This window comes from Muricoccus nepalensis (assembly GCF_006438825.1).
In the GTDB taxonomy this organism is placed as follows: domain Bacteria; phylum Pseudomonadota; class Alphaproteobacteria; order Acetobacterales; family Acetobacteraceae; genus Roseomonas; species Roseomonas nepalensis.
In genome coordinates, this window is record NZ_RCZP01000045.1 from 17,147 (window position 1) to 37,647 (window position 20,501).

General features: G+C 72.3%; 20 protein-coding genes and 1 rRNA gene. 9 read left to right on the top strand and 12 right to left on the bottom strand.

Going from position 1 to position 20,501, the window contains the following annotated elements; translation table 11 throughout:
• From EAH89_RS26150 to EAH89_RS26190, 9 genes are all read right to left on the bottom strand, one after another.
• The gene (locus EAH89_RS26150) at positions 1 to 732 is read right to left on the bottom strand and encodes an ABC transporter ATP-binding protein (RefSeq protein ID WP_140886643.1); all 732 of its coding nucleotides are present in this window, start codon (positions 730 to 732) and stop codon (positions 1 to 3) included.
• Positions 722 to 1,435 (bottom strand): ABC transporter ATP-binding protein, encoded by a 714-nt coding sequence (locus EAH89_RS26155; protein ID WP_140886644.1) that lies wholly within the window; start codon positions 1,433 to 1,435, stop codon positions 722 to 724. The genes EAH89_RS26150 and EAH89_RS26155 overlap by 11 nt, the downstream gene beginning before the upstream one ends.
• The gene (locus EAH89_RS26160; protein WP_140886645.1) at positions 1,432 to 2,412 is read right to left on the bottom strand and encodes a branched-chain amino acid ABC transporter permease; all 981 of its coding nucleotides are present in this window, start codon (positions 2,410 to 2,412) and stop codon (positions 1,432 to 1,434) included. Before EAH89_RS26160 ends, EAH89_RS26155 begins: the two co-directional genes overlap by 4 nt.
• Entirely contained in the window at positions 2,409 to 3,290 is an 882-nt protein-coding gene (locus EAH89_RS26165; RefSeq protein ID WP_140886646.1) for a branched-chain amino acid ABC transporter permease, read from the bottom strand. The genes EAH89_RS26160 and EAH89_RS26165 overlap by 4 nt, the downstream gene beginning before the upstream one ends.
• The gene (locus EAH89_RS26170; RefSeq protein ID WP_140886647.1) at positions 3,290 to 4,561 is read right to left on the bottom strand and encodes an amino acid ABC transporter substrate-binding protein; all 1,272 of its coding nucleotides are present in this window, start codon (positions 4,559 to 4,561) and stop codon (positions 3,290 to 3,292) included. The genes EAH89_RS26165 and EAH89_RS26170 overlap by 1 nt, the downstream gene beginning before the upstream one ends.
• 53 nt (positions 4,562 to 4,614) lie before the next feature.
• Complete coding sequence (locus tag EAH89_RS26175; protein ID WP_140886648.1) at positions 4,615 to 5,520, bottom strand: dioxygenase family protein; 906 nt, start codon at positions 5,518 to 5,520, stop codon at positions 4,615 to 4,617.
• Between the two features lie 70 nt (positions 5,521 to 5,590).
• Positions 5,591 to 6,565 (bottom strand): Bug family tripartite tricarboxylate transporter substrate binding protein, encoded by a 975-nt coding sequence (locus EAH89_RS26180; RefSeq protein WP_140886649.1) that lies wholly within the window; start codon positions 6,563 to 6,565, stop codon positions 5,591 to 5,593.
• Positions 6,565 to 7,227 carry a polysaccharide deacetylase family protein gene (locus EAH89_RS26185; protein ID WP_140886650.1) on the bottom strand — a complete coding sequence of 221 codons (663 nt, stop codon included), beginning with the start codon at positions 7,225 to 7,227 and terminating at the stop codon, positions 6,565 to 6,567. The genes EAH89_RS26180 and EAH89_RS26185 overlap by 1 nt, the downstream gene beginning before the upstream one ends.
• Before the next feature lie 4 nt (positions 7,228 to 7,231).
• The gene (locus tag EAH89_RS26190; protein ID WP_140886651.1) at positions 7,232 to 8,098 is read right to left on the bottom strand and encodes a fumarylacetoacetate hydrolase family protein; all 867 of its coding nucleotides are present in this window, start codon (positions 8,096 to 8,098) and stop codon (positions 7,232 to 7,234) included.
• A 111-nt stretch (positions 8,099 to 8,209) separates the two neighbouring features.
• Here EAH89_RS26190 and EAH89_RS26195 point away from each other — a divergent pair, with 111 nt between their 5' ends.
• The 5 genes from EAH89_RS26195 to EAH89_RS26215 all read left to right on the top strand — a co-directional run bounded on the left by EAH89_RS26195 (position 8,210) and on the right by EAH89_RS26215 (position 14,738).
• Entirely contained in the window at positions 8,210 to 8,953 is a 744-nt protein-coding gene (locus EAH89_RS26195) for a GntR family transcriptional regulator (protein WP_161993770.1), read from the top strand.
• A gap of 182 nt (positions 8,954 to 9,135) precedes the next feature.
• Complete coding sequence (locus EAH89_RS26200; protein WP_140886653.1) at positions 9,136 to 9,693, top strand: (2Fe-2S)-binding protein; 558 nt, start codon at positions 9,136 to 9,138, stop codon at positions 9,691 to 9,693.
• On the top strand, positions 9,690 to 10,706 hold the full coding sequence (locus EAH89_RS26205) for an FAD binding domain-containing protein (protein ID WP_140886654.1): 1,017 nt from the start codon (positions 9,690 to 9,692) through the stop codon (positions 10,704 to 10,706). Before EAH89_RS26200 ends, EAH89_RS26205 begins: the two co-directional genes overlap by 4 nt.
• A gap of 13 nt (positions 10,707 to 10,719) precedes the next feature.
• On the top strand, positions 10,720 to 12,966 hold the full coding sequence (locus EAH89_RS26210) for a xanthine dehydrogenase family protein molybdopterin-binding subunit (protein WP_140886655.1): 2,247 nt from the start codon (positions 10,720 to 10,722) through the stop codon (positions 12,964 to 12,966).
• Between the two features lie 125 nt (positions 12,967 to 13,091).
• Positions 13,092 to 14,738 carry a HAMP domain-containing methyl-accepting chemotaxis protein gene (locus tag EAH89_RS26215; protein WP_161993771.1) on the top strand — a complete coding sequence of 549 codons (1,647 nt, stop codon included), beginning with the start codon at positions 13,092 to 13,094 and terminating at the stop codon, positions 14,736 to 14,738.
• A 15-nt stretch (positions 14,739 to 14,753) separates the two neighbouring features.
• Here EAH89_RS26215 and EAH89_RS26220 read toward each other — a convergent pair whose 3' ends face one another.
• Both EAH89_RS26220 and EAH89_RS26225 read right to left on the bottom strand, forming a co-directional pair.
• On the bottom strand, positions 14,754 to 15,866 hold the full coding sequence (locus tag EAH89_RS26220; RefSeq protein WP_140886657.1) for a DUF2235 domain-containing protein: 1,113 nt from the start codon (positions 15,864 to 15,866) through the stop codon (positions 14,754 to 14,756).
• 74 nt (positions 15,867 to 15,940) lie between these two features.
• Positions 15,941 to 16,651: an ImuA family protein gene (locus tag EAH89_RS26225; RefSeq protein WP_140886658.1), complete on the bottom strand. Its 711-nt coding sequence runs from the start codon at positions 16,649 to 16,651 to the stop codon at positions 15,941 to 15,943.
• A 398-nt stretch (positions 16,652 to 17,049) separates the two neighbouring features.
• Between EAH89_RS26225 and EAH89_RS26230 the strand changes: the two genes are divergently transcribed.
• On the top strand, positions 17,050 to 17,565 hold the full coding sequence (locus EAH89_RS26230; RefSeq protein ID WP_140886659.1) for a serine protease family protein: 516 nt from the start codon (positions 17,050 to 17,052) through the stop codon (positions 17,563 to 17,565).
• A 35-nt stretch (positions 17,566 to 17,600) separates the two neighbouring features.
• On the opposite strand, the gene EAH89_RS26235 is transcribed toward EAH89_RS26230, so the two are convergent.
• Positions 17,601 to 17,846: a DUF1127 domain-containing protein gene (locus EAH89_RS26235; protein WP_161993772.1), complete on the bottom strand. Its 246-nt coding sequence runs from the start codon at positions 17,844 to 17,846 to the stop codon at positions 17,601 to 17,603.
• A 106-nt stretch (positions 17,847 to 17,952) separates the two neighbouring features.
• On the opposite strand from EAH89_RS26235, the gene EAH89_RS26240 reads away from it, so the two are divergent.
• From EAH89_RS26240 to EAH89_RS26250, 3 genes are all read left to right on the top strand, one after another.
• Positions 17,953 to 18,840, top strand: coding sequence for a LysR substrate-binding domain-containing protein (locus EAH89_RS26240; RefSeq protein ID WP_140886661.1), 888 nt, complete (start codon positions 17,953 to 17,955; stop codon positions 18,838 to 18,840).
• Between the two features lie 148 nt (positions 18,841 to 18,988).
• Positions 18,989 to 19,987, top strand: coding sequence for a Bug family tripartite tricarboxylate transporter substrate binding protein (locus EAH89_RS26245; protein ID WP_140886662.1), 999 nt, complete (start codon positions 18,989 to 18,991; stop codon positions 19,985 to 19,987).
• 419 nt (positions 19,988 to 20,406) lie between these two features.
• Positions 20,407 to 20,501: ribosomal RNA gene (locus EAH89_RS26250) — 16S ribosomal RNA — on the top strand; the annotation flags it as partial.

Sequence of the window (20,501 nt, forward strand, 5' to 3'; positions counted from 1 at the left end):
CTAGAGCCCCAGGTAGAACTTGCGGACGAGATCGCTGTCGCCGAGCGCCGCGGGGCTGTCCCCCTGGAACTCGACATGCCCGTGGACGAGCACGTAGCCGCGGTCGGCGATGCGGATCGCCTGGTGGAAGTTCTGCTCGGCCATGAGCACGGTCAGGCCGAGCTTCTCCTTCAGCTCCGCGATCTTCTCGATCGTCCGCGCGACGAGGATGGGCGCGAGCCCGACCGAGGGCTCGTCCACCAGCAGGATCTTCGGCGCGCACATCACGGCCCGGCCGAGCGCCACCATCTGCTGCTCCCCCCCGCTCATGCTGCCCACCGCCTGCGAGCGGCGCTCCTTCAGGCGCGGGAAGGCGTCGTAGCAGAACTCGAGGTGCCGCGGGATGGCGGCGCGGGCGGCGCGGCGGTAGGCGCCGAGCAGCAGGTTCTCCTCGACGCTCAGGCGCGGGAAGAGGCGCCGCCCCTCCGGCACGATCGCGATGCCGAGGTCGATGATCTCCTCCGGCGCGCGCCCGATCAGTTCGGTCGTCACCCCGTCGATCGTCACGCTGATCCGCCCCCGCGTGGGCTTCAGCAGCCCGAGGATGCAGCGCATGAGCGTCGTCTTGCCGTTGCCATTGGTGCCGAGCAGCGCGACCGTCTCCCCCGGCGCGACGGTCAGCGAGACGCCGTCCAGCGCGCGCACCGCGCCGTAGCTCGCGTCCACGCTCTCGACGAGAAGGCTAGCGGCCAAGATAGGCCTCCTCCACCTCGGGCAGGGCGAGCACGGCGCGCGGGTCGCCGTCCGCCACCTTCTTGCCCGCCACCAGCACCGCGATGCGCTGGGAGAACTCGGTCACGGCGCGCATGACGTGCTCGATCATGATGATGGTGGTGCCGCCCTCGTTCAGCCGGAACAGCAGGGCCAGGATCTGGTCCACCTCCGTGTTGGAGAGGCCCGCCATGGCCTCGTCCGCGATCAGCAGCTCGGGCCGGAGCGCCGTGGCGCGGGCCAGCTCCAGCCGGCGCAGCTCCACCTGGGTCAGCTCCTTCGGCATGCGCGCCGCCTTGCCCGCGAGCTCCACGGCCTCGAGGCAGGCCATCGCCCGCTCGTCCGTCGCGGCCTCGCGGCCGGCATAGGCCAGCGGCACGCGGATGTTGTCGATCACGGAGAGGCCGCGGAAGGGGCGCGGAAGCTGGAAGGTGCGCGCGAGCCCCCGCCGCGCCCGCTCGTGCGCCTTCATCCCCGCCAGCTTCTCCCCCTTGAAGGTGAAGCCGCCGTCATGGCTCGGGAAGGCGCCGGCGAGGCAGTTGGTGAAGGTGCTCTTGCCCGAGCCGTTCGGCCCGATCAGCCCCAGCCGCTCCCCCGCGCGCACCTCGAGGTCGACGCCCGAGAGCGCCGTGAAGCCCCCGAAGCGCTTGCCGACGCCCTCCGCCCGCAGCACCACCGCGCTCATCGCCGCCCCCGGAACAGCCCGATGATCCCGTGCGGCGCGGCGCAGACGAAAACCACCAGCAGCACGCCCACGATCAGCAGGTTCGCCGCCGAGGAGATCGTCACCGTCGCCGCCTGCTGCAGCGAGGAGAGCAGCACCGCCCCGATCAGCGGCCCCGCCCAGCTCGAGGTGCCCCCGATGAGCGGCATGGCGATGGCGTTCACCGCGTAGGCCAACCCGAAGGCCGAGCCGGGCTCCACGTAGGAGCCGATATAGGGGAGGGGGGCGCCGGCCACCGCCATCATCGCGCCGCTGACGCTGGTGGCCACGAGCTTGAGGCGCAGCGTCGGCACGCCCGTCGCCTCCGCCGCCGCCTCGTCGTCGCGCAGCGCGGCGAGCCCGAGGCCGAGGCGCGAGGTCTCGATGGTCCGCGCGATCGCGACCGAAGCCGCGGCCAGCACCACCAGCACGGCGCAGAGATAGGCGGAATAGGTGTCGAAGGGCCAGGGAACTTCCCGCGGGCGCAGCACGTAGGCCCCGCGCGATCCCCCGACATAGGACCAGTTCACCACGATGGTCTGCAGCACGACCGAGAGGCAGAGGGTGGCGATGGCGAAATAGGCCCCGCGCAGGCGGAGCGTCAGCACCCCCGTCCCAAAGCCGAGCGCGCCCCCCACCAGCCCCGCCAGGCCGATGCAGGGAAGGAGGCCCAGCCCCATCGCCTTGCCGAAGGCGACCGTCGCGTAGGCGCCCGCCGCGAAGAAGGCGGCGGCGCCGAAGTTCACGTAGCCTGCGTAGCCGCCGAGGATGTTCCAGGCCGTCGCCAGCACGACGTATTGCAGCACGATGGTGAGGGCGAAGTAGGCGTACTCGCTGCCGATCCCGCGCAGCGCGAGAAGCAGCGCGGCCGCCACGGCCGCCGTCGCCAGCCAGAAGCCCGCGTGCCCCAGGCGGCGCGGCGCGGCCAGCCCCGCCGCGGGAAGCGTCGCGTCGCTCATGCCGCCCTCCCGAACAGGCCCTGCGGCCGGACCGCCAGCACGAGCAGCAGACAGCCAAAGGCCACCGCCGGCGACCAGGATGGGCCGTAGAAGGTGGCGGTGACGTTCTCCAGCACCCCGAAGGCGAGCGCCGCCAGCACGCAGCCGCCGAGCGAGGAGAGCCCGCCCATGATGACGATGGCGAAGACCCGCCCGATGAAGACGTGCCCGGACCAGGCGTCCACCGGCTGCACCACCACCAGCGCGCCGCCGGCCAGCGCCGCGAAGGCGATGGAGATGCCAAAGGCCAGCCGCTTGATGCGCACCGGGTTGATCGCGAGCAGCCGCAGCGCCTCCCGGTCCTGCGCCACCGCCGCGATGGCGCGCCCGGTGAAGGTGCGGCGAAGGAAGAGCGAGAGCCCCGCGATGGCCGAGAGGGCGAGGAGGGCCGGCACCAGCATGCGCAGCGGCAGGTCCACCTCGCCGATCCGCCAGGTCGTGTTGGCGTAGGAGGCGTCGGCGAAGTGCTGGTCGGGCCCGACGGTCAGCACGAGGCCCACCTCGATGATGAACATCACGCCGAAGAAGAAGGCGAGGCCCTGGATGGCCTCGTCCCCGCGCCGCTCGAAGAAGTGGTGGTAGGCGACGTAGAGCGCCGCCCCCAGCGCCCAGAAGGCGGGGGTGAGCAGCACCGAGAGGACCAGCGGGTCGATCCCCGTCGCCCCCCAGAGGAGGGCGACGAGAAGGGCGCCCAGCACCATGAAGGCGGGATGGGCGATGTTGACCACGTCCAGCATCCCGAAGGAGACGGACAGGCCCGCCGCCGCGGCCGCGTAGAGGCCCCCGAGCAGCAGCCCCGAGACGACGCCGTTGAGAAGCAGGACGAGGTCGGGATCCATCAGGCGCCCGCCGTGTAGGGCTTGCGGAGGTCGCCCGACTTGTAGCGCGGCGGGTAGAGCACGACCTGGGTCCCCGTCCGCTTGAACTGGTCGATCCCGTTCCCCTGCACGCCCTGGTACTGCGTGTAGAGGTTACGCTCCTCGGTCCACTCGCCCAGCGCGTCGAAGCGCAGCGGCCCGATCACCGTGTCGAACTGGTTGGCGTGCATGTCCGCCGCCAGCGCCGCCTGGTCGATGCGCCCGACCCGCTTCACCGCCTGCTCCAGCACCTGCATCTGGGCATAGGCCATGGGCGGCACGTAGTAGCCCAGCGCGTCCGTGTTCTCGCGCGCGGCGATCGGCTGGTAGCGCTCGATCAGCTCCTTCGTGCCCGGGAACTGCAGCGTCGGCTCGGGCGCGTAGACGTCCCAGACCACGAGGTTGTTCAGGATGGGGCCGAGCTGGAGCTTCTGCGCCGTCGCGTGCGGCCCGATCATCGGCCCGCCCATCATCTGGAAGTTCACGCGCTGCTCGCTCGCCGCCCGCAGCAGCCCCGCGGTGTCGGGGGGGTAGGAGCCGGCGAAGACGATGTCCGGGCGCGCGGCCGCGACGGAGCGGATGATCGGCCCGAAGTCGACGGTGCTCGGCGGGTAGGCCCGGTCGTAGACGATCCGCAGCCCGAGCTCCTTCGCCAGGAAGCGCGCGCTCTCGGCGGTGCGCTGGTGGAAGTCGCTGTCGAGGTTCACCAGCGCGATCGTGCGAGGCTTGGGGTCCATCGCCATGGCGATGTCCATGAAGCCCTTCGCGAAGGTCTCCTTCACCTTCGAGCCCGTGCAGTTGACGGAGAAGTAGCGGTCGTACTTGAAGTCCGCGTTCACGCCCGTGCCGAAGAGCGACACGAAGGTCATGTTCCGCTGCATCACCACCGGCATGGCCGGCGCGATGATGGCGGTCGCGTAGCCGGAGACCACGAGGTCGACCTTGTCGACGTCGATCAGCTTCGTGTAGATGCCCGGCACCTGCGCGCCCGTGCTCTGGTCGTCGTAGTTCACCAGCTCCACCGGCCGCCCGAGCAGCCCGCCGCGCCCGTTCACGTCCTCGGCCCAGATCTTGTGCGCCGTCAGCGCCGGCCGGCCGTTCGGCGCCAGCCCGCCCGAGAGCGACATGGAGTAGCCGATCCGGATCGGCGGCCCCGAGGGCGCCGCCTGCGCGCGGGCGGTGGCCGGCACCGTCATCGGCGCGGCCGCGGCCAGCGCCAGGCGGCCGATGCCGCGCCTGCTGATACCCTGCATCAACCCTACCTCCTGCATGGCCCGGGCTTGCCGCCCGTGGCCGGTTCTGGCGGCTATTCCGCCGCGATCTTGGACGGGTCGGCGCCCACGCGCCCGGTCTTGTCGTGGGCGGCGCGCGGCGCGACGTGGAAGTCGTAGCGCACGCTCGGCACGGCGGGGTCGGGCGATCCCTCGACCCCCGTCTCCGGCCGCACGACGAGCGATTCCGACACCCCGAAGACGACATCCGAGTCGATGTACTGATCGTTGCCGAGGTAGAGCGCCGTGACCAGCTCCCGGTACCCCTCGGCGCCGATCAGCATGTGGATGTGCGCGGGGCGGCAGCCGTGGCGGCCCTGCGCCGTGACCATGGCGCCGACCGGCCCGTCCATCGGGATGTAGTAGCCGAGCGGGAAGAGCGTGCGCACGGCGTAGCGGCCCTCCGCGTCCGTGCGGAACTGGCCGCGCATGTCCATCTGGCTCGGGTCCTGCGCCTGCAGGTCGTAGTAGCCCTCCGCGTCGGTCTGCCAGACCTCCACGCTCGCGTTGGCCACGCCCTCGCCCTTCTCGTTCAGCACGCGGCCGAAGACGATCAGCTCCGGCCCCGTCGCGTGCTTCGCGATGCTCTCGCCCATCTCGAAGCGGGGCGAGGCCTCGCGGTAGAAGGGCCCGAGCAGGCTCGCCTCCGTCGCGTCGCCCATCCGGTTGGCCTTGTCGTCCATCAGGTTCACCAGGCGCGACAGGCCGAGCGTGTCGGACAGGAGGATGAACTCCTGGCGCGCCGGCGTGCAGGTCTGCCCCGTGCGCGTGAGGAAGCCGATCGCCTGCAGCCACTCGTCCGGCGTCAGCCGGACCTCGCGCGCGAAGCCGTGCAGGTGCCGCACGAGGCTCTCCATCACCGTCTTCATGCGCGGGTCCGCCGTGGTGGACATCTGCGCGATCACGGCTTCGGTGATGCTGTTCTCGTCCAGGTCGGCCATCTCGTCCTCCTCAGGGGCCGGTCCCGCGGGCCGGCCCTCCCTCATGCTGCCCCGGCGGTCCCGGGCGTGCTCAATCCGGCCGGATGTTGGCAGCGGCGACCACGGGGCGCCACTTCGCGATTTCGTCCCGCGTCATGGCCGCCAGCGCCTCCGGCGTCCCGCCCAGCGGCTCCACCCCCTGCGCCCGCAGGTTGGCGAGCGAGGCGGGGTCGGCCAGCAGCGCGTTGGTCGCGCGGTTCAGCCGCGCCACGATCTCGGGCGGCAGCCCCGCCGGGCCGAAGAGATGCCAGCGTCCCTCCACCACGAAGTCGGCGAGGCCCGCCTCGGCCATGGTCGGCAGGCTCGGCAGGATGCTCACCCGCTTCTCGGAGGTCACCGCGAGCGCCTTGAGGTTGCCGACGTCGAGCTGCGGCTTGAGGCCGAGCGGGTGGTAGAACATCCCGTCCACCCGCCCCGCCACGAGGTCCGTCACCCCCTGGCCGGCGTTGCGGTAGGGCACGTGCTGCGTGTCGATCCCCGCGCGCAGGTTCAGCAGCGCCTGGGAGAGGTGCCCCGTGGTGCCGTTCCCGGCCGAGGCGAAGGTCAGCGGCCGCCGCTTGGCCAACGCCACCAGCTCGGCCACCGACGACACGCCGAGCGAGGGCGGCACCCCCAGCACCGTCGCGGTCGTGACGAAGGGCGCGACCGGGGTGAAGTCGCGGACGGCGTCAAAGCCGGGGTCAGAGAAGAGGCTCGCGTTGATGCCGTGCGTGCCGTTCGTGCCGAGCAGCAGCGTGGTGCCGTCCGCCGGCGCCCGCGCGACGGCCAGCGCGCCCACGTTGCCTCCGGCCCCCGCGCGGTTGTCCACCACGACGGTCTGCCCGGCCTCCCGCCCCAGCGCCTCCGCCAGGATGCGGCCGAGGATGTCCGTGGTGGTCCCGGCCGCGAAGGGCACGATGAGGCGGATCGGCCGGTTCGGCCAGGCGCCCTGCGCCCGGGCACTCTCCAGGCTCAGCGCGGCAAGGGAGAGACCGCCCAGCAGGGCGCGGCGGGAAGGCTTGGTCATCACGCGTGTCCCCTTGTCACGAAGCCGTCCATTGCCGCCCCGGCCGCGCCGCGCCGCATGGGCAGGCAGCTCTCCGGGAAGTCCTGCGCGAAGCGCGCGCCCCGCTCCCCCAGCTGGCCGAGGAAGCGGTCGAGGTGGCGCATGGCGCCGTTGGGAAGGTCGTGCAGCACCAGCACCACCGGCTCCGGCTCCGGCCCCGCGCACTGCGCCAGCGCCACCTCCGGCCAGCCCTCGGGATCGCGGAAGTCGCCGGGCACGGCGTTCCAGGTGACGCAGGTGAAGCCGCCGCGCGCCAGGTGGTCGAGCGCCGTGCCGCTCAGCAGATGCGGCCCCAGCGCGCCCCCGCCGCCCACCGGCCGGAACAGCCGGTCGGGGTGGGAGAGGTCGCCGATCACCGCCTGGGTGCGCCCGATCTCGGCCTCCGCGACGGCGGCCTCGTCCGGAGCCTGGCCGAGCGGCGCCGCGTGGTTCCAGGTGTGGTTGCCGATCCAGTGGCCCTCGGCGTGGGCGCGCTCGGCGAGCGCCCGGTGCGCGGCCAGCTTGTGGCCGAGCACGAAGAAGGTGGCCCGCAGCCCCCGCCGCCGCAGGACCTCGAGCACGCCCGGCGTCACCTCCGGCTCGGGGCCGTTGTCGAAGGTGAGGGTGACCGCCGGGCCCGCCATGCCCCTAGGCGGCCTCGGCGACGATCGGGTTCGACAGCATGCCCAGCCCCTCGATCTCGACCTCCATCGTGTCGCCGGGCTTCATGAAGACGGGCGGCTTGCGGGCGTAGCCCACGCCGCTCGGCGTGCCCGTCGCGATCACGTCGCCCGGCTCCAGCGTCATCGCCTCGCTCAGGATCGCGAGGATGCGGGGCACGGAGAAGATCATGTCCGAGGTGTTCGAATCCTGCATCGTCTCCCCGTTGAGGCGGGAGGTGATGCGGAGCGCGTTCGGCCCCTGGGGGATCTCGTCCGGCGTCACGATCTCGGGCCCGATCCCGCCCGTGCTCTCGAAGTTCTTGCCCATGGTCCACTGGGCGCCCTTGCGCTGGTAGTCGCGCACCGAGCCCTCGTTCATGATCGTGTAGCCCGCCACGCAGGAGAGCGCGTCCGCCTCCGTCAGGTGCCGTGCGCGCTTGCCGATGACGATCACCAGCTCCGCCTCGAAGTCGAACTTGTCCGACACCTTCGGGCGCACCAGCGGCTGGCCGTGGGCCGAGAGCGAGGTCGGGCCGCGCATGAACACCGCCGGGTAGTCCGGGATGGCGTTGCCCCCCTCCTTCGCGTGCAGCGCGTAGTTGAGGCCGATGCAGATCACCTTCCCCGGCCGCGGGATCGGGGGCAGCAGCTTCAGCCCCGCCATCGGCCGGCGCGGCGCGCCCTCCAGCCGGCCGGCCAGCGCGGAAGCGCCCTCGGGCAGGTTCAGCGCGGCGAAGGCGGAAAGGATGTCGGCGGGCAGGCCCGGCACAACATCGGCCAGGGCCACCACCTCATCGCCCAGGCGGGCGCCGAGGGCCGGGCGGCCCTCATGCTCGAACGCGATCAGTCGCACGCGGCGTTTCCTCCGGTTTGCGGCCGCAGGTTTTGTCGAAATTCCCCGTTCGTCAAGCGGGATCGTCGCCAGTCTTGCAGCGCCTTCATCTTTGGCGATGATGCGTCGGGCATGCCGGACGCCACGCCCCCTCCCGAAGGCCAGGATCCCATCCGCGACCCGACCCGCGACCCCACCCTGGCCACCGCCGTCCACCGGCGGCTGCGCGAGGACATCCTGGCGGGCCGCCTGCCGCCCGGCCGGAAGCTCAAGCTCCGCGACCTCGCCGGCCGCTACGGCGCCGGCGCCTCCCCCATGCGCGAGGCCCTCTCGAAGCTCGCCGCGGAGGGGCTGGCGGAGCGGCTGGAGCACCGCGGCTTCCGCGTCGCCGCCGCCGCCCACGGCCAGCTCGAGGGCCTGATCCGCGCCCGCGTCCTCGCGGAATGCGCGGCGCTCGTGGAATCGATCCGCCGCGGCGACGCCGCCTGGGAGGAGGCGCTGCTGCTGGCCGAGCACCGGCTACGGCGCCAGGCCCGCTCCCTCGACCCCGGGCGCTTCACCACCAACCCCGACTGGGAGACCTGCCACCGGGGCTTCCACCAGGCGCTCCTCGCCGCCTGCGGGGCGCCGCCCCTGCTCGCCTTCTGCGAGCGCCTGCGCGAGGAGGCCGGGCGCTACCGGGCGCTCGCCAACACGAAGGCCTACCCCAACCGGGACGTGGAGGCCGAGCACGCGGCCATCGCCCGCGCCGCCCTCGCCCGCGACGCCGAGGCCGCCGCCGCCCTCCTGGCCGAGCACTACGAGCGCACCGGCGCCCTCGTCGGCGCCGACCTCGGCCAGGATGCGGGCCAGGACATGGGCCAGGACCCGGGCTGAGCGGCCGCCCGCGCGGGCGCGGGCCGACGCAACTGCGGGAGCCGTCCTCACGTTCCCACGCCAAGGAACGGAGGCTCCGACACGGAACGGACCCGGCCCAGGCCGGCCCGCGACGCGCTTCTCTGTCTGCCCGGCGCCCGCCGGGCCGCCTCCGGTGCCCAAGCCCCTTGCAGGACACCGTCATGGCCGACCTCGACCTCCCCAGCCGCCAGGGCTTCGCCCCGGACGCGGCCCTCCCCACGGGCCTTCCCGGCGAGATCCCCCTCACGATCACCATCAACGGCGAGCGCCGCGACCTCCACGTGCGCCCCTGGACCACCCTGCTCGACCTGCTGCGCGAGGACCTGCACCTCTACGGCACCAAGAAGGGCTGCGACCACGGCCAGTGCGGCGCCTGCACGGTGCTGGTGGACGGCCAGCGCATCAACTCCTGCCTCTCGCTCGCGGTCAGCCGCGACGGCTGTGAGGTGACGACCATCGAGGGCCTCGCCGCCCCGGATGGCGCCCTGCACCCCATGCAGCAGGCCTTCATCGAGCACGACGCCTTCCAGTGCGGCTACTGCACCCCCGGCCAGATCTGCTCGGCCGTCGGCCTCGTGAAGGAGGGCCACGCCCATTCCGCCGAGGAAATCCGGGAGGGGATGAGCGGCAATCTCTGCCGCTGCGGCGCCTACACGAACATCGTCGACGCCATCGGCGACATGCTGGCCCAAGAGACGAGCCAGGAGGCCGCGAAGTGAACCGCTTCTCCTACGCCCGCCCCGGCAGCGTGGCCGAGGCCGTGCGCGAGGTGGCCGCGCCCGCCTCCAAGGTCCTCGCCGGCGGCACCAACCTCGTCGACCTCATGAAGTACAACGTGGAGCGCCCCGCGCACCTCGTGGACGTGACGCGGCTGCCCGGCCTGAAGGCGATCGAGGAGACGGGGGAGGGGGGGCTGCGCATCGGCGCGCTGGTGACCAACACCGCGCTCGCCTACGACCCGCGCGTGCAGGAGCGCTACCCGCTGCTCTCCTCCACCATCCTGGCCGGCGCCACCGCGCAGCTCCGCAACGCCGCGACCACCGGCGGCAACCTTCTCCAGCGCACGCGGTGCTACTACTTCTATGACGCCGCCACGCCCTGCAACAAGCGCGTGCCCGGCAGCGGCTGCCCCGCCATTGGGGGCGTGAACCGCATCCACGCCATCCTCGGCACCTCCGAGCAGTGCATCGCGACCCACCCCTCCGACATGGCGGTGGCGATGGCGGCCCTGGAGGCCGTGATCCGCGTCTCCGGCCCGGGGGGCGAGCGCGACATCCCCATCGCCGAGTTCCACCGCCTGCCCGGCGACACGCCGGAGCGCGACACCAACCTCGGCGCGGACGAGATCATCGTCTCCGTCGAGCTGCCGGCCCCGCGCTTCGCGACGAACTACACCTACCTCAAGCTGCGCGACCGCCTCTCCTACGCCTTCGCCCTCGTCTCGGTCGCGGCCGCGCTCGACATGGACGGCGGCACGGTGCGCGAGGCCCGCATCGCGCTCGGCGGCGTAGCCCACAAGCCCTGGCGCGTGCCCGAGGCCGAGGCCCTGCTGAAGGGGGTGGTGCCCGAGCGCGGCGCCTTCTCCCTGGTGGCCGACCGGATCCTGGAGGGCGCCCAAGGCTTCGGCGGGAACAGCTTCAAGATCGACCTCGCCCACCGCGCCATCCTCCGCGCCCTCTCCCAGGCGGCGGCCGGCACGCCGCAGTCCCAGACCGACAAGCGCATCCAGTAGAAGGGGAAGCACCATGCACGAGACCCATTTCGGCTCCCCCCGCAGCCGCGTCGACGGCCCGTTGAAGGTGACCGGCGCCGCCCCCTACGCCGGCGAGTTCACCGCGCCCGACCTGGCCCACGGCTACGTCGTCTCCAGCGCCATCGCCAAGGGGCGGATCACCCGCATCGACACGAAGGACGCGCTCGCCGTGCCCGGCGTGGTGCAGGTCTTCACCCACGAGAACCGCCCGCGCACCGCCTTCCGCAGCAACGCCTACCAGGACGAGGTGGCGCCCCCCGGCAAGCCCTTCCGCGCGCTCTACGACGAGACGATCGTCTACAGCGGCCAGCCCGTCGCCCTCGTCGTGGCCGAGGACTTCGAGATCGCCCGCTACGCCGCCTCCCTCGTCCGCGTGACTTACGAGGCCGAGGCGCACGAGACCGACCTCGAGAAGGTGCAGGCCAAGGCCTACGTGCCGCCGGTGAAGCGCCAGGGCATCTCGCCCCCGCCCAAGCCCCGCGGCGATTCCGAGGCCGCCTTCGGCGCCTCGCCCGTCACCGTCGAGGCCGGCTACCGGATCGCGGTCGAGCACCACAACCCCATGGAGCCCCACGCGACCACCGTGGTCTGGGAGGGCGACGAGCGGATCACCGTCCACGACAAGATCCAGGGCGCGCAGAACAGCCAGTCCTACATCACCGCCGTCTTCGGCCTGCCGCAGAAGGACGTGCGCGTGGTCTCGCCCTTCATCGGCGGCGCCTTCGGCTCGGGGCTGCGGCCGCAGTACCAGCTCTTCCTCGCGGTCATGGCCGCGCTGGAGCTCAAGCGCTCCGTCCGCGTGGTGCTGACGCGCGACCAGATGTTCACCATGGGCTACCGCCCGGACGGCCTGCAGAACGTGGCGCTCGGCGCGAACCAGGACGCGACGCTGCAGTCCATCCGCCACGACCTGATCGCCAACACCTCCACCTTCGAGGACTACCAGGAGGCGACGGTCAACTGGTCGGCCATGCTCTACCACTGCGACAACGTCACCACGACGCACAAGCTGGCCAAGACCGACCTCTACACCCCCGCCGACATGCGCGCCCCGGGGGCGCCGACGGGCCTCTTCGCCATGGAATCCGCCATGGACGAGCTCGCGCACAAGCTCGGCGTCGACCCCGTCACGCTCCGCCTGCGCAACTACGCCGACATCGACGAGTCCACGAACAAGTACCACACGAGCAAGGAGCTGCGCGCCGCCTACCAGCTCGGCGCCGAGCGCTTCGGCTGGTCGAAGCGCAACCCGAAGCCCCGCTCCATGAAGGAGGGGCGGGAGCTCATCGGCTGGGGCATGGCGTCGGGCGCCTGGGAGGCGCAGATGGCCCAGACCTCCGCCCGCGCGACCCTGACCGCCGACGGGCGGCTGGAGGTGGCCTGCGCCACTGCCGACGTCGGCACCGGCACCTACACCATCCTGACGCAGATCGCGGCCGACGCGCTGGGCCTGCCGATGGAGAAGGTGACGACGAAGCTCGGCGACTCCTCCCTGCCGAAGTCCCCGGTCGAGGGCGGCTCTTGGACGGCGGCCTCCGCGGGCTCGGCGGTGGAACTGGCCTGCCACAAGGTGCGCGAGACCCTGTTCAAGAGCGCCCGCGGCCTGGACCACTCGCCGCTGGCCAACGCCGACATCGAGCGCGTCACCTTCCACGGGGAGCGGATCGCGCTCGTCTCGGACTCCTCGCGCTTCGTGACCCTGGCCGACGCCCTCAAGGCCGCCGGCGTCGAGAAGATCGAGGCGGAGGAGACCGCCTCCCCGAGCAAGCTGACCCAGATGCGCTACAACTCCTTCACCCACTCCGCCGTCTTCGTGGAGGTGCGCGTGGACGAGGAGCTGGGCCAGGTGCGGGTCACGCGCATCGTGGACGCGGTGGCGGCGGGGCGCATCATCAACCCGAAGACCGCCCGCTCGCAGATCATGGGCGGCGTCGTCTTCGGCATCGGCATGGCGCTGCACGAGGAATCCATGCCCGACCACAACCTCGGCCGCTTCATGAACCACAACCTCGCCGAGTACCACGTGCCCGTGAACGCCGACGTCCACGACATCGAGGTGATCTTCGTCGAGGAGCACGACACGCTGACCAGCCCGCTCGGCGTGAAGGGGCTCGGCGAGATCGGCATCGTCGGCACGGCGGCGGCCATCGCCAACGCCGTGTTCCACGCGACCGGCAAGCGCATCCGGGAGCTGCCGATCACGATCGACAAGGTGATCGGCACGGCCGAGGCGGCCTAGCCGCGCCGGTGCCGGCGGGGCAGGGGTCCCGCCGGCGCCATCAACTGTTCGTCAACGCCGCTCCGGCAGGATGCGGCCTCGCCGAACAGGAAGTCCGCCCGCTTATGATGTTGAGAACCCGAGTCGTGGGCGCGATGATCGCCTGCGCCCTCGTGATCGCCGGCCTTGGCGGCTTCATGGCCCATCGCGTCTCGGCCATCGGCCAGCACGCGGCCTTCATAGCGACCAACTGGCTGCCCAGCGTCGACCTTATCAGCCAGTCCTCGGAACGCCTGCAGGTCTTCCGCCAGTTCGTCCTGCGCCACATCCTCGCCCCCGACGGGCCGGGCAAGCAGGCGCTGGAGGAGAGCCTGACGGGCCTCCAGGGAGAGATCGACGGCTTCTTCGGCCGCTACGCCAGCCTCGTGACCGGCCCCGACGAGCAGCGCCTGCTCGAGGACGCCCAGCGCGGCTGGAAGGCCTTCGCCGCCCAGGTCGAGCCGGTGCTGGCCCTCTCCCGCGCCGGCCAGCCCGTCGCCGCCTTCGCCCGCTTCGGCCAGAACAACGAGCTCGCCCGCGCCGCCACCGCCTCCTTCGAGTCGCTCAAGACCTTCAACCGGGAGGGCAGCCGGAAGGACGCGGCCCTGGTCACCGAGACCGCCACCGCGGCGATGATCGCGGGCGGCGCGGTCACGCTGGCCTCCATCCTCGGCGCCCTGGGCATGAGCGTCTGGCTCGTGGGCGGCGTCTCCCGCCCGATCCTGCAGACGGCGGAGCGGATGCGCCGGATCGCGGAGGGCGACCTCGCCATCCCCGTCGAGGGCCGGGACCGCACGGACGAGATCGGCCACATGGCCCGCGCCCTGGAGGTCTTCCGCACCAACGCCGAGCGCGCGCGCGATCTGGCCGCCGCGCAGGACGCCGAGCGCCTGGCCAAGGAGAAGCGCGCCACCCGGCTCGCCGAGCTCGTCCGCGGCTTCGAGGGGCGCGTCGGGGAGATGGTCGGCGTGCTCTCCGCCGCCTCCACCGAGCTCGAGGCCACGGCCCGCAACATGGGCAGCACCGCCGAGCACGCCCGCTCCCAGGCCACCGAGGTGGCGGGCGCCGCGACCGAGGCGAGCGGGGGCGTGCAGACCGTCGCCGCCGCGGCGGAGGAGCTGAGCTCCTCCATCCTCGAGATCAGCCGCCAGGTCTCCCAGGCCAGCCAGGTCGCGACCCGGGCGGTGGACACGGCGAACGAGACGAACGCCACCGTCCGCAACCTCTCCGAGGGCGCGAACCGCATCGGCGAGGTGGTGAACCTCATCAACAACATTGCCGGGCAGACCAACCTCCTCGCGCTCAACGCCACGATCGAGGCGGCGCGCGCCGGGGAGGCCGGCAAGGGCTTCGCCGTGGTCGCCAGCGAGGTGAAGTCCCTCGCCGCCGAGACCGCCAAGGCGACCGAGGAGATCGGCCAGCAGGTCGGCCAGATCCAGGGCGCCACGCGCGGCGCGGTGGAGGCGATCGGGCTCATCCTGAGCACGGTGAGGGAGATCAGCGAGATCACCGTCGCCATCGCCGCCTCGGTCAAGGAGCAGAGCTCCGCCACCCAGGAGATCGCGCGGACGGTGCAGCAGACCGCGCAGGCGACCGACCTCGTGGGCCACAGCATCGCCTCGGTGAGCCAGGCGGCCAGCGACACGGGCGCCGCCGCCACCCAGGTCCTCGCCGCCGCCTCGAGCCTCTCGACGCAGTCCGAGCACCTCACCGCCGAGGTGGGCGCCTTCACGCGCGACGTCCGGGCCGCCTGAGGCCCGGCGCCGCCCCTAGGGGCCGAGGAGCCCCACCAGGTTCTTCGGCCGGTAGGGCTCCTGCTCCCCTTCCTTCATGGAATCATTGCCCAGCAGGGTGACCATCTGCCCGTACCGGGCCCGGACGCTCTCGTGCAGGCTCTCGTTGATGGGCCGGAGCGGGTTCCCGTTGGCGTCCATGGGCGTGTAGAGCCGCTCGAGCAGGCTCACCCGCGTCTCCGCGCCGGCGATCTGGCGGATGGTCGGCGTCAGCCGGTCCTTGCGCGACCAGTTGAGGCGGGATTCGTGCTGCGGCGCCAGCGGGTCCAGCGCCTCCCGCCGGGGCAGCATCTCCCAGTCCAGCACCAGCCCGGAGGCCTCCGCCTCCTGCGCCATCCAGAACAGCGGGATGTCGGAAAGGCGGTGGTCCCCGTAGCCGCCGCCGACGTCGGAATGGGCGCCCGCGAACCAGACCTGGCGGATGTCGCAGCCCGGCGGCACCGGCTCCGTCCAGAGCGTCGGCTCGAACTCGTCCCGGTGCTCGTCGATCGCCAGCGCGTGCCGGCCGCGCCGAATGATGCGCGACGGCGTGGTGTCGTGGAACTCGTACTTCCGCGCCGTCAGCTCGTTCAGCACCGTCCCCGGGATGCCGAGCGCCCCCACCGTGTCCCAGACGCCGAGGAAAGCGATCTCGACCTCGCGGTGGCAGTCTGAATTGTACTGCGAGCAGAAGTCGTCGGCCGAGCGGGTGTCGACGCTGCGGTAGTACTCCCAGGCCTTCGAGAGGTCGCCGAGCCGCTGCCGCTTCAGCAACCCGCAGCTCCCGATGAAGCCGACCAGGCTCCGCGCCGTGAAGGCCCCGCGCGAGAAGCCGAAGAGGTGGATGCTGTCGCCCGGCACGTAGTTCTGCGCGAGGAACATGTAGCCCGAGCGGATGTTGTCATCCACGCCCTCGCCGGTTGCGCCCTCCAGCAGCTTCTGCAGCGCGATGCCGGTCGAGCCGACGCCGCGCAGGTAGAGGGTGAGCTGCGTCGGCTGCCCCTCCGGCCCCGCGCGGACCGCCCGGGCCATCCGGGCCACGTTGGTCTCGTCGCCCCGGCTGTCGGCGCTGTTCCAGGTTCCGTCGAAGCAGATGACAAGTCGCTTCATGGCCGGCGTTCCCTTCTTGGCAACCGGGCCAGCCTGGAAGGTGGAGGCGCCCGGCGCAACAGGAACCGCAACGGTCAGTGCCGGCGCGTGCGCCGGGTCACATCGCTCTCCTCGCGCGCCTCCTCGTCCACCACCAGGCTCTCCATCCCCGCGCGCCAGGTGACCTGCCAGCTCCGCGGGCGCCCGGCGCGGCAGCGCAGCAGGTCCAGCGTCCATTGCGGGTCGCCGAGGTCGTGCATCGCCCCGCCCGCGCGCCCGGTGACGCGCCAGCGCGTGGTGGCCAGCGCCGGCCCCTCGTCGGCCTCGGCCTCCCGCAGCAGCAGCCCGATCCCCCCGCCCGTCTCCGCCGCCAGCTGCAGCCGGCGCATGGCGGTCGCGTCCGGCCGCTCCTCCATCAGCAGCACGGCCGAGACCGCGGGGCAGCGCAGCGCCTCCTCCGTCGCCCAGAGCGCGTCCACGTGGTTCCCCGGCTGCGCCACGATGAGGCGCGAGGGCGGCAGGCCGAAGCGCATGAGGCCGGGCGGCCAGGGATCGGGGTCGCGCGCGATCCAGAACACCGTGCCGCCGGAGCGCGCCATCAGCAGGGCCGCGAAGCCCACCGCCGCTCCCGCGCCGTCCGACAGGATCTCGTGCACCGCGGCGCGCGGCAGGCCGCCGCCGGGCAGGTCCCGGTCCATCTCGGGGCAGAGGGGGATGGCCGGCGGCTCCTCCCGCTCGGCCAGCCCCGCGCGCTCGATTCGCGCCACCCGCGCCCGCAGTGCCGCGAGAACGGCGTCACGATCCATTCCTGTTCCGTCTCCCGAATCGCGTCCTCTCGCGGAGTCGTCACATCGTTCGTTAAGCCCTTGCGAAAAATGGTCCGAAGGCGGAATGAGGCGTGGCCGGGGGGGCGAATCGGAGGGCATGCCCGTTCATACTATGTTCCTTTTTTGGCCGCACTCTTCCTCTGCGTGCCGTTCCGTCCTCGCGCTGGAGAGAGGGTTTCCATGATGCAGCGCCGCAAGTTCCTCCCCCTGCTGGCGCTCCCCGTCCTCCTGGACGCCTGCGCGGGCCTGCCGGGGCCGGAGGCGGCCGGCACGCCCGTCGCCCCGCTCGTCGGCACCGGCTTCGGGCCCTCCACGCCGACGGGCCCGGGGGCGCGGGCGCGGTCCTCGGCTCCGCGGTCGCGGTGGCGCCGGGCCGGGTGGCCTGCACCACCCACGCCCTGCCGCAGGGAAGCGAGTTCGTCTGGCTCCGCCGCGGCGACGGCGCGCCCGCCCGGCGCGTGCCCGTCCTCGCGCGCAGCCCGCGCATGGACCTCTCCATCCTCGGCGACGAGACCGGCCTGCTGACGCCCGCCCACCGCTGCCGCGAGGGCGTGCTCGCCGGCGACGCCGTCTGGGCGGCGGGCATGCCGGGCATCGGCCCCTCGGTCGCCATCGGCACCGTGGAGATCCCGGACGCCATCCTGCCCCGCTTCGGCCGCGGCTTCACCGCGCGCATGCCGGCGCTGATGGGCTACTCGGGCGGGCCGGTGGTCGGGGCCGACGGGCGCCTGAAGGGCCTCGTCGCCGCCATCCCCGACGAGGGCGGCGCCGGGGCGCTCGCGCTCCTCGCGGGCATGGACCTCGGCGGCCTCGCCGCGGGGCGCGACCGCCGGGTCTTCGCCCTCTCCATCCACGGCATCATGGAGGAGGCGGGGCGCATGGGCCTCGCCTGAGGCCCGGCCCCCTTCGCGGGAGGACCGTCCGCGGCTCAGCCGCGGGGCGCGGTGTCCCAGGGCAGGCGCCCGATCTCCCGCTCCGCCTCCAGCCGGTTCGCCCCGATGTCCGAGAGCATCCGGTCGTCGAGGGTGGCGAGGATGCGGCGCTCCTCGATCGCGCGGGCCATGCGCAGGACCGACCCCAGCCAGCGCGCCGCCAGCCCGCCGGAGGCCGGGACGCCGGGAGCGGCGGCGGCTCCCCGGACGAAGGCGCCGCGCGGGATGACGTGACCGGACATGATGCGATGCTCCTCTGATGCGATGTCGCAGGGGAAGATCGGTCGTCGTCCCACATAAGGGAAACGAGTTGTTTTGACGCCCGGCATCAGCGATGCTGATGCGGCCATGATGAACATCCCCCCGGGCATCGACCCCGACCTGCTGCGCTCCTTCGTGCTGGTGGCCGAGGGCGGCAGCGTCACCCGCGCAGCGCTCCGCGTTGGCCGCACCCAGTCCGCCGTCTCCATGCAGATGCGCCGGCTGGAGGAGATGCTCGGCCAAGCGCTGCTGCTGCGGGGCTCGCGCGGGCTGAGCCCGACGCCGCACGGCCTCTGGCTGCTCGACCGCGCCCGCCGGCTGCTGGCGATGCACGACGAGATCGTGAACAACTTTCGCGCCCCCGAGATCACCGGCCAGATCCGCCTCGGCTCGCCCGACGACTACGCGCTGCTCTGGCTGCCCGAGATCCTCGCCGGCTTCGCCGAGGCCCATCCCGCCGCCGAGGTGGAGGTGGTCTGCCTCCCCTCGAGCGAGCTGCTGCGCTGCTACGACAAGGGCGAGCTCGACATCACCCTCATCTCCGGCGGCACCGAGCAGCCGGGCCTTCCCTCCGAATCGCTCTGGCGCGGCCCGCTCCGCTGGGTGGGGTCCGCCACGCGCCCGGTCCACCTGCTGCGCCCGCTCCCCCTCGTGCTCAGCAACACCGGCTGCACCTGGCGCGTCGCGGCCACGCGCGCGCTGGAGCGGGAGGGCGTGCCCTGGCGCATGGCCTATTCCTCCGCCTCCCAGACGGGGACCCACGCGGTGGTCCTGGCCGGCCTCGGGGTGACGGTCGGGCTCTCGATCGCCCTGCCGCCGGGCCTCCGCCTCCTCGGCAAGGAGGAGGGGATGCCCGAGCTGCCCGACCTCGAGATCGCCCTGCTCCGCCATCCCGGCGCCGCGGCCGAGGCGCTGGCCGACCACATCCGCCGGGGCTTCATCGCCCGCCCCAACACGGCCGCCCGGGCCGCCTGAACCCAGGGCGGCGACGGCGCCGCGGGGGAGGGGGCGCAACGCCGGGGATGGGTTGCGCGCTAAGGGGGCAGCGTCGAAGCTGCGACCCACCGTCCGCGAGGCCGGTCAAGAAACGGCGTTCCCGGAAGAAAGCGTTCAAGGAGCACACATGACCCAGAGCCCGAACAGGGGCCGGCGCGGGCTGATCGTGGCGACGGCCGCGGGGCTTGCCATGCCCGGCCTCCTCCGCGCCCAGGGGGCCGGCCCCGGCGCCTGGCCCGAGCGGCCGATCCGCCTCATCGTCCCCTGGCCGCCCGGCGGCTCCACCGACGTGGTCGCGCGGATCTTCCAGGCCCGCCTGAGCGAGGCGCTCGGCAAGCCCGTGATCATCGACAACCGCGGCGGCGCCTCGGGCGCCATTGGCGGGGGGGAGGCGGCCCGCGCCGCGCCCGACGGCTACACCTGGATGCTCGCCTACGACACCGAGGCGACGAACCAGACGGTGATGCGCCTTCCCTACAAGACGCTCGAGGCCCTGGTCCCGATCTCCCTCGTGGCGACCGGCCCGCTCGCCCTCGTCGCGCACCAGTCCACCCCCTACCGCAGCTTCGCGGACGTGGTGGAGGCCGCGAAGAAGGCGCCTGATTCCATCAACTACGCGACCTCCGGCGTGGGCGGGCTGGCGCATGTGGCGACCACCCTGCTGCAGCAGCGCGGCGGCTTCAGCCTCACCCACGTGCCCTACCGCGGCGGCGGCCCCGCCGTGTCGGACGCGGTGGCCGGCCACGTGCCGCTGTTCATGTCGAACGTCGTCATCATCAGCCAGCACATGCGGAACGGCATCCTCCGCCCCCTCGGCGTGACCACCCGCACCGCGTCCCGCCACGTGCCCGGGGCGAAGTCTTTCGCCGAGCAGGGGGTGGGCGACTTCGAGGCGCCCACCTGGTGGATGCTGATGGGCCGCGCCGGCACGCCGGACGCCATCCAGGAGCGCATGAGCACCGCCATCCGCCAGGTCCTGCAGGACGCGGAGGTGCGCGCCAAGATCGAGGAGCAGGGGGCCGACGTGGTCGGCTCCGATCCCGCGACCGCCCGCACCTTCCTGACCCGCGAGATCGACAAGTGGGGGACGGTGATCCAGTCCGCGAACATCAAGGCCGATACCTGAGGCGGCGCCCGGAGCCTGTCTCGCCGCTGCCCGGGAAAATTCGCGAAGGCGTCAAAAAGGGGTTTGACGGGTCCGCCCGCCGCCCATATAAGCCGCCCAACGCCGACGGGCCGGACGCTGAAACGCTTCGGTCCACCGGCACCTCCCTCGGACGCAGGGTCGGTCATCAGGTAGCCCTAAGAAGCTGCCCGGTGACGCTTCTCCGCCTCCGGGTGATTTGTTCCTTCACATGAAAATCTGATCTCTTGAAGACGAGAGTAGGGTATTGGTCCCTATGATGTTTGGGAGGGATGCGTGGCCAGTGCTGCGCGTTTCTGGCGGACATGGGTGGGACGGATACGGGTAGTAGAAGTGAGTGAGTTGGTTTTGGCTTGGGTCTTCTCGGAGATGCTTTGACCTTTCGGGGTTGGGGTATTGATGAACTTGAGAGTTTGATCCTGGCTCAGAGCGAACGCTGGCGGCATGCTTAACACATGCAAGTCGCACGGGCGGTTTTCGGATCGTCAGTGGCGGA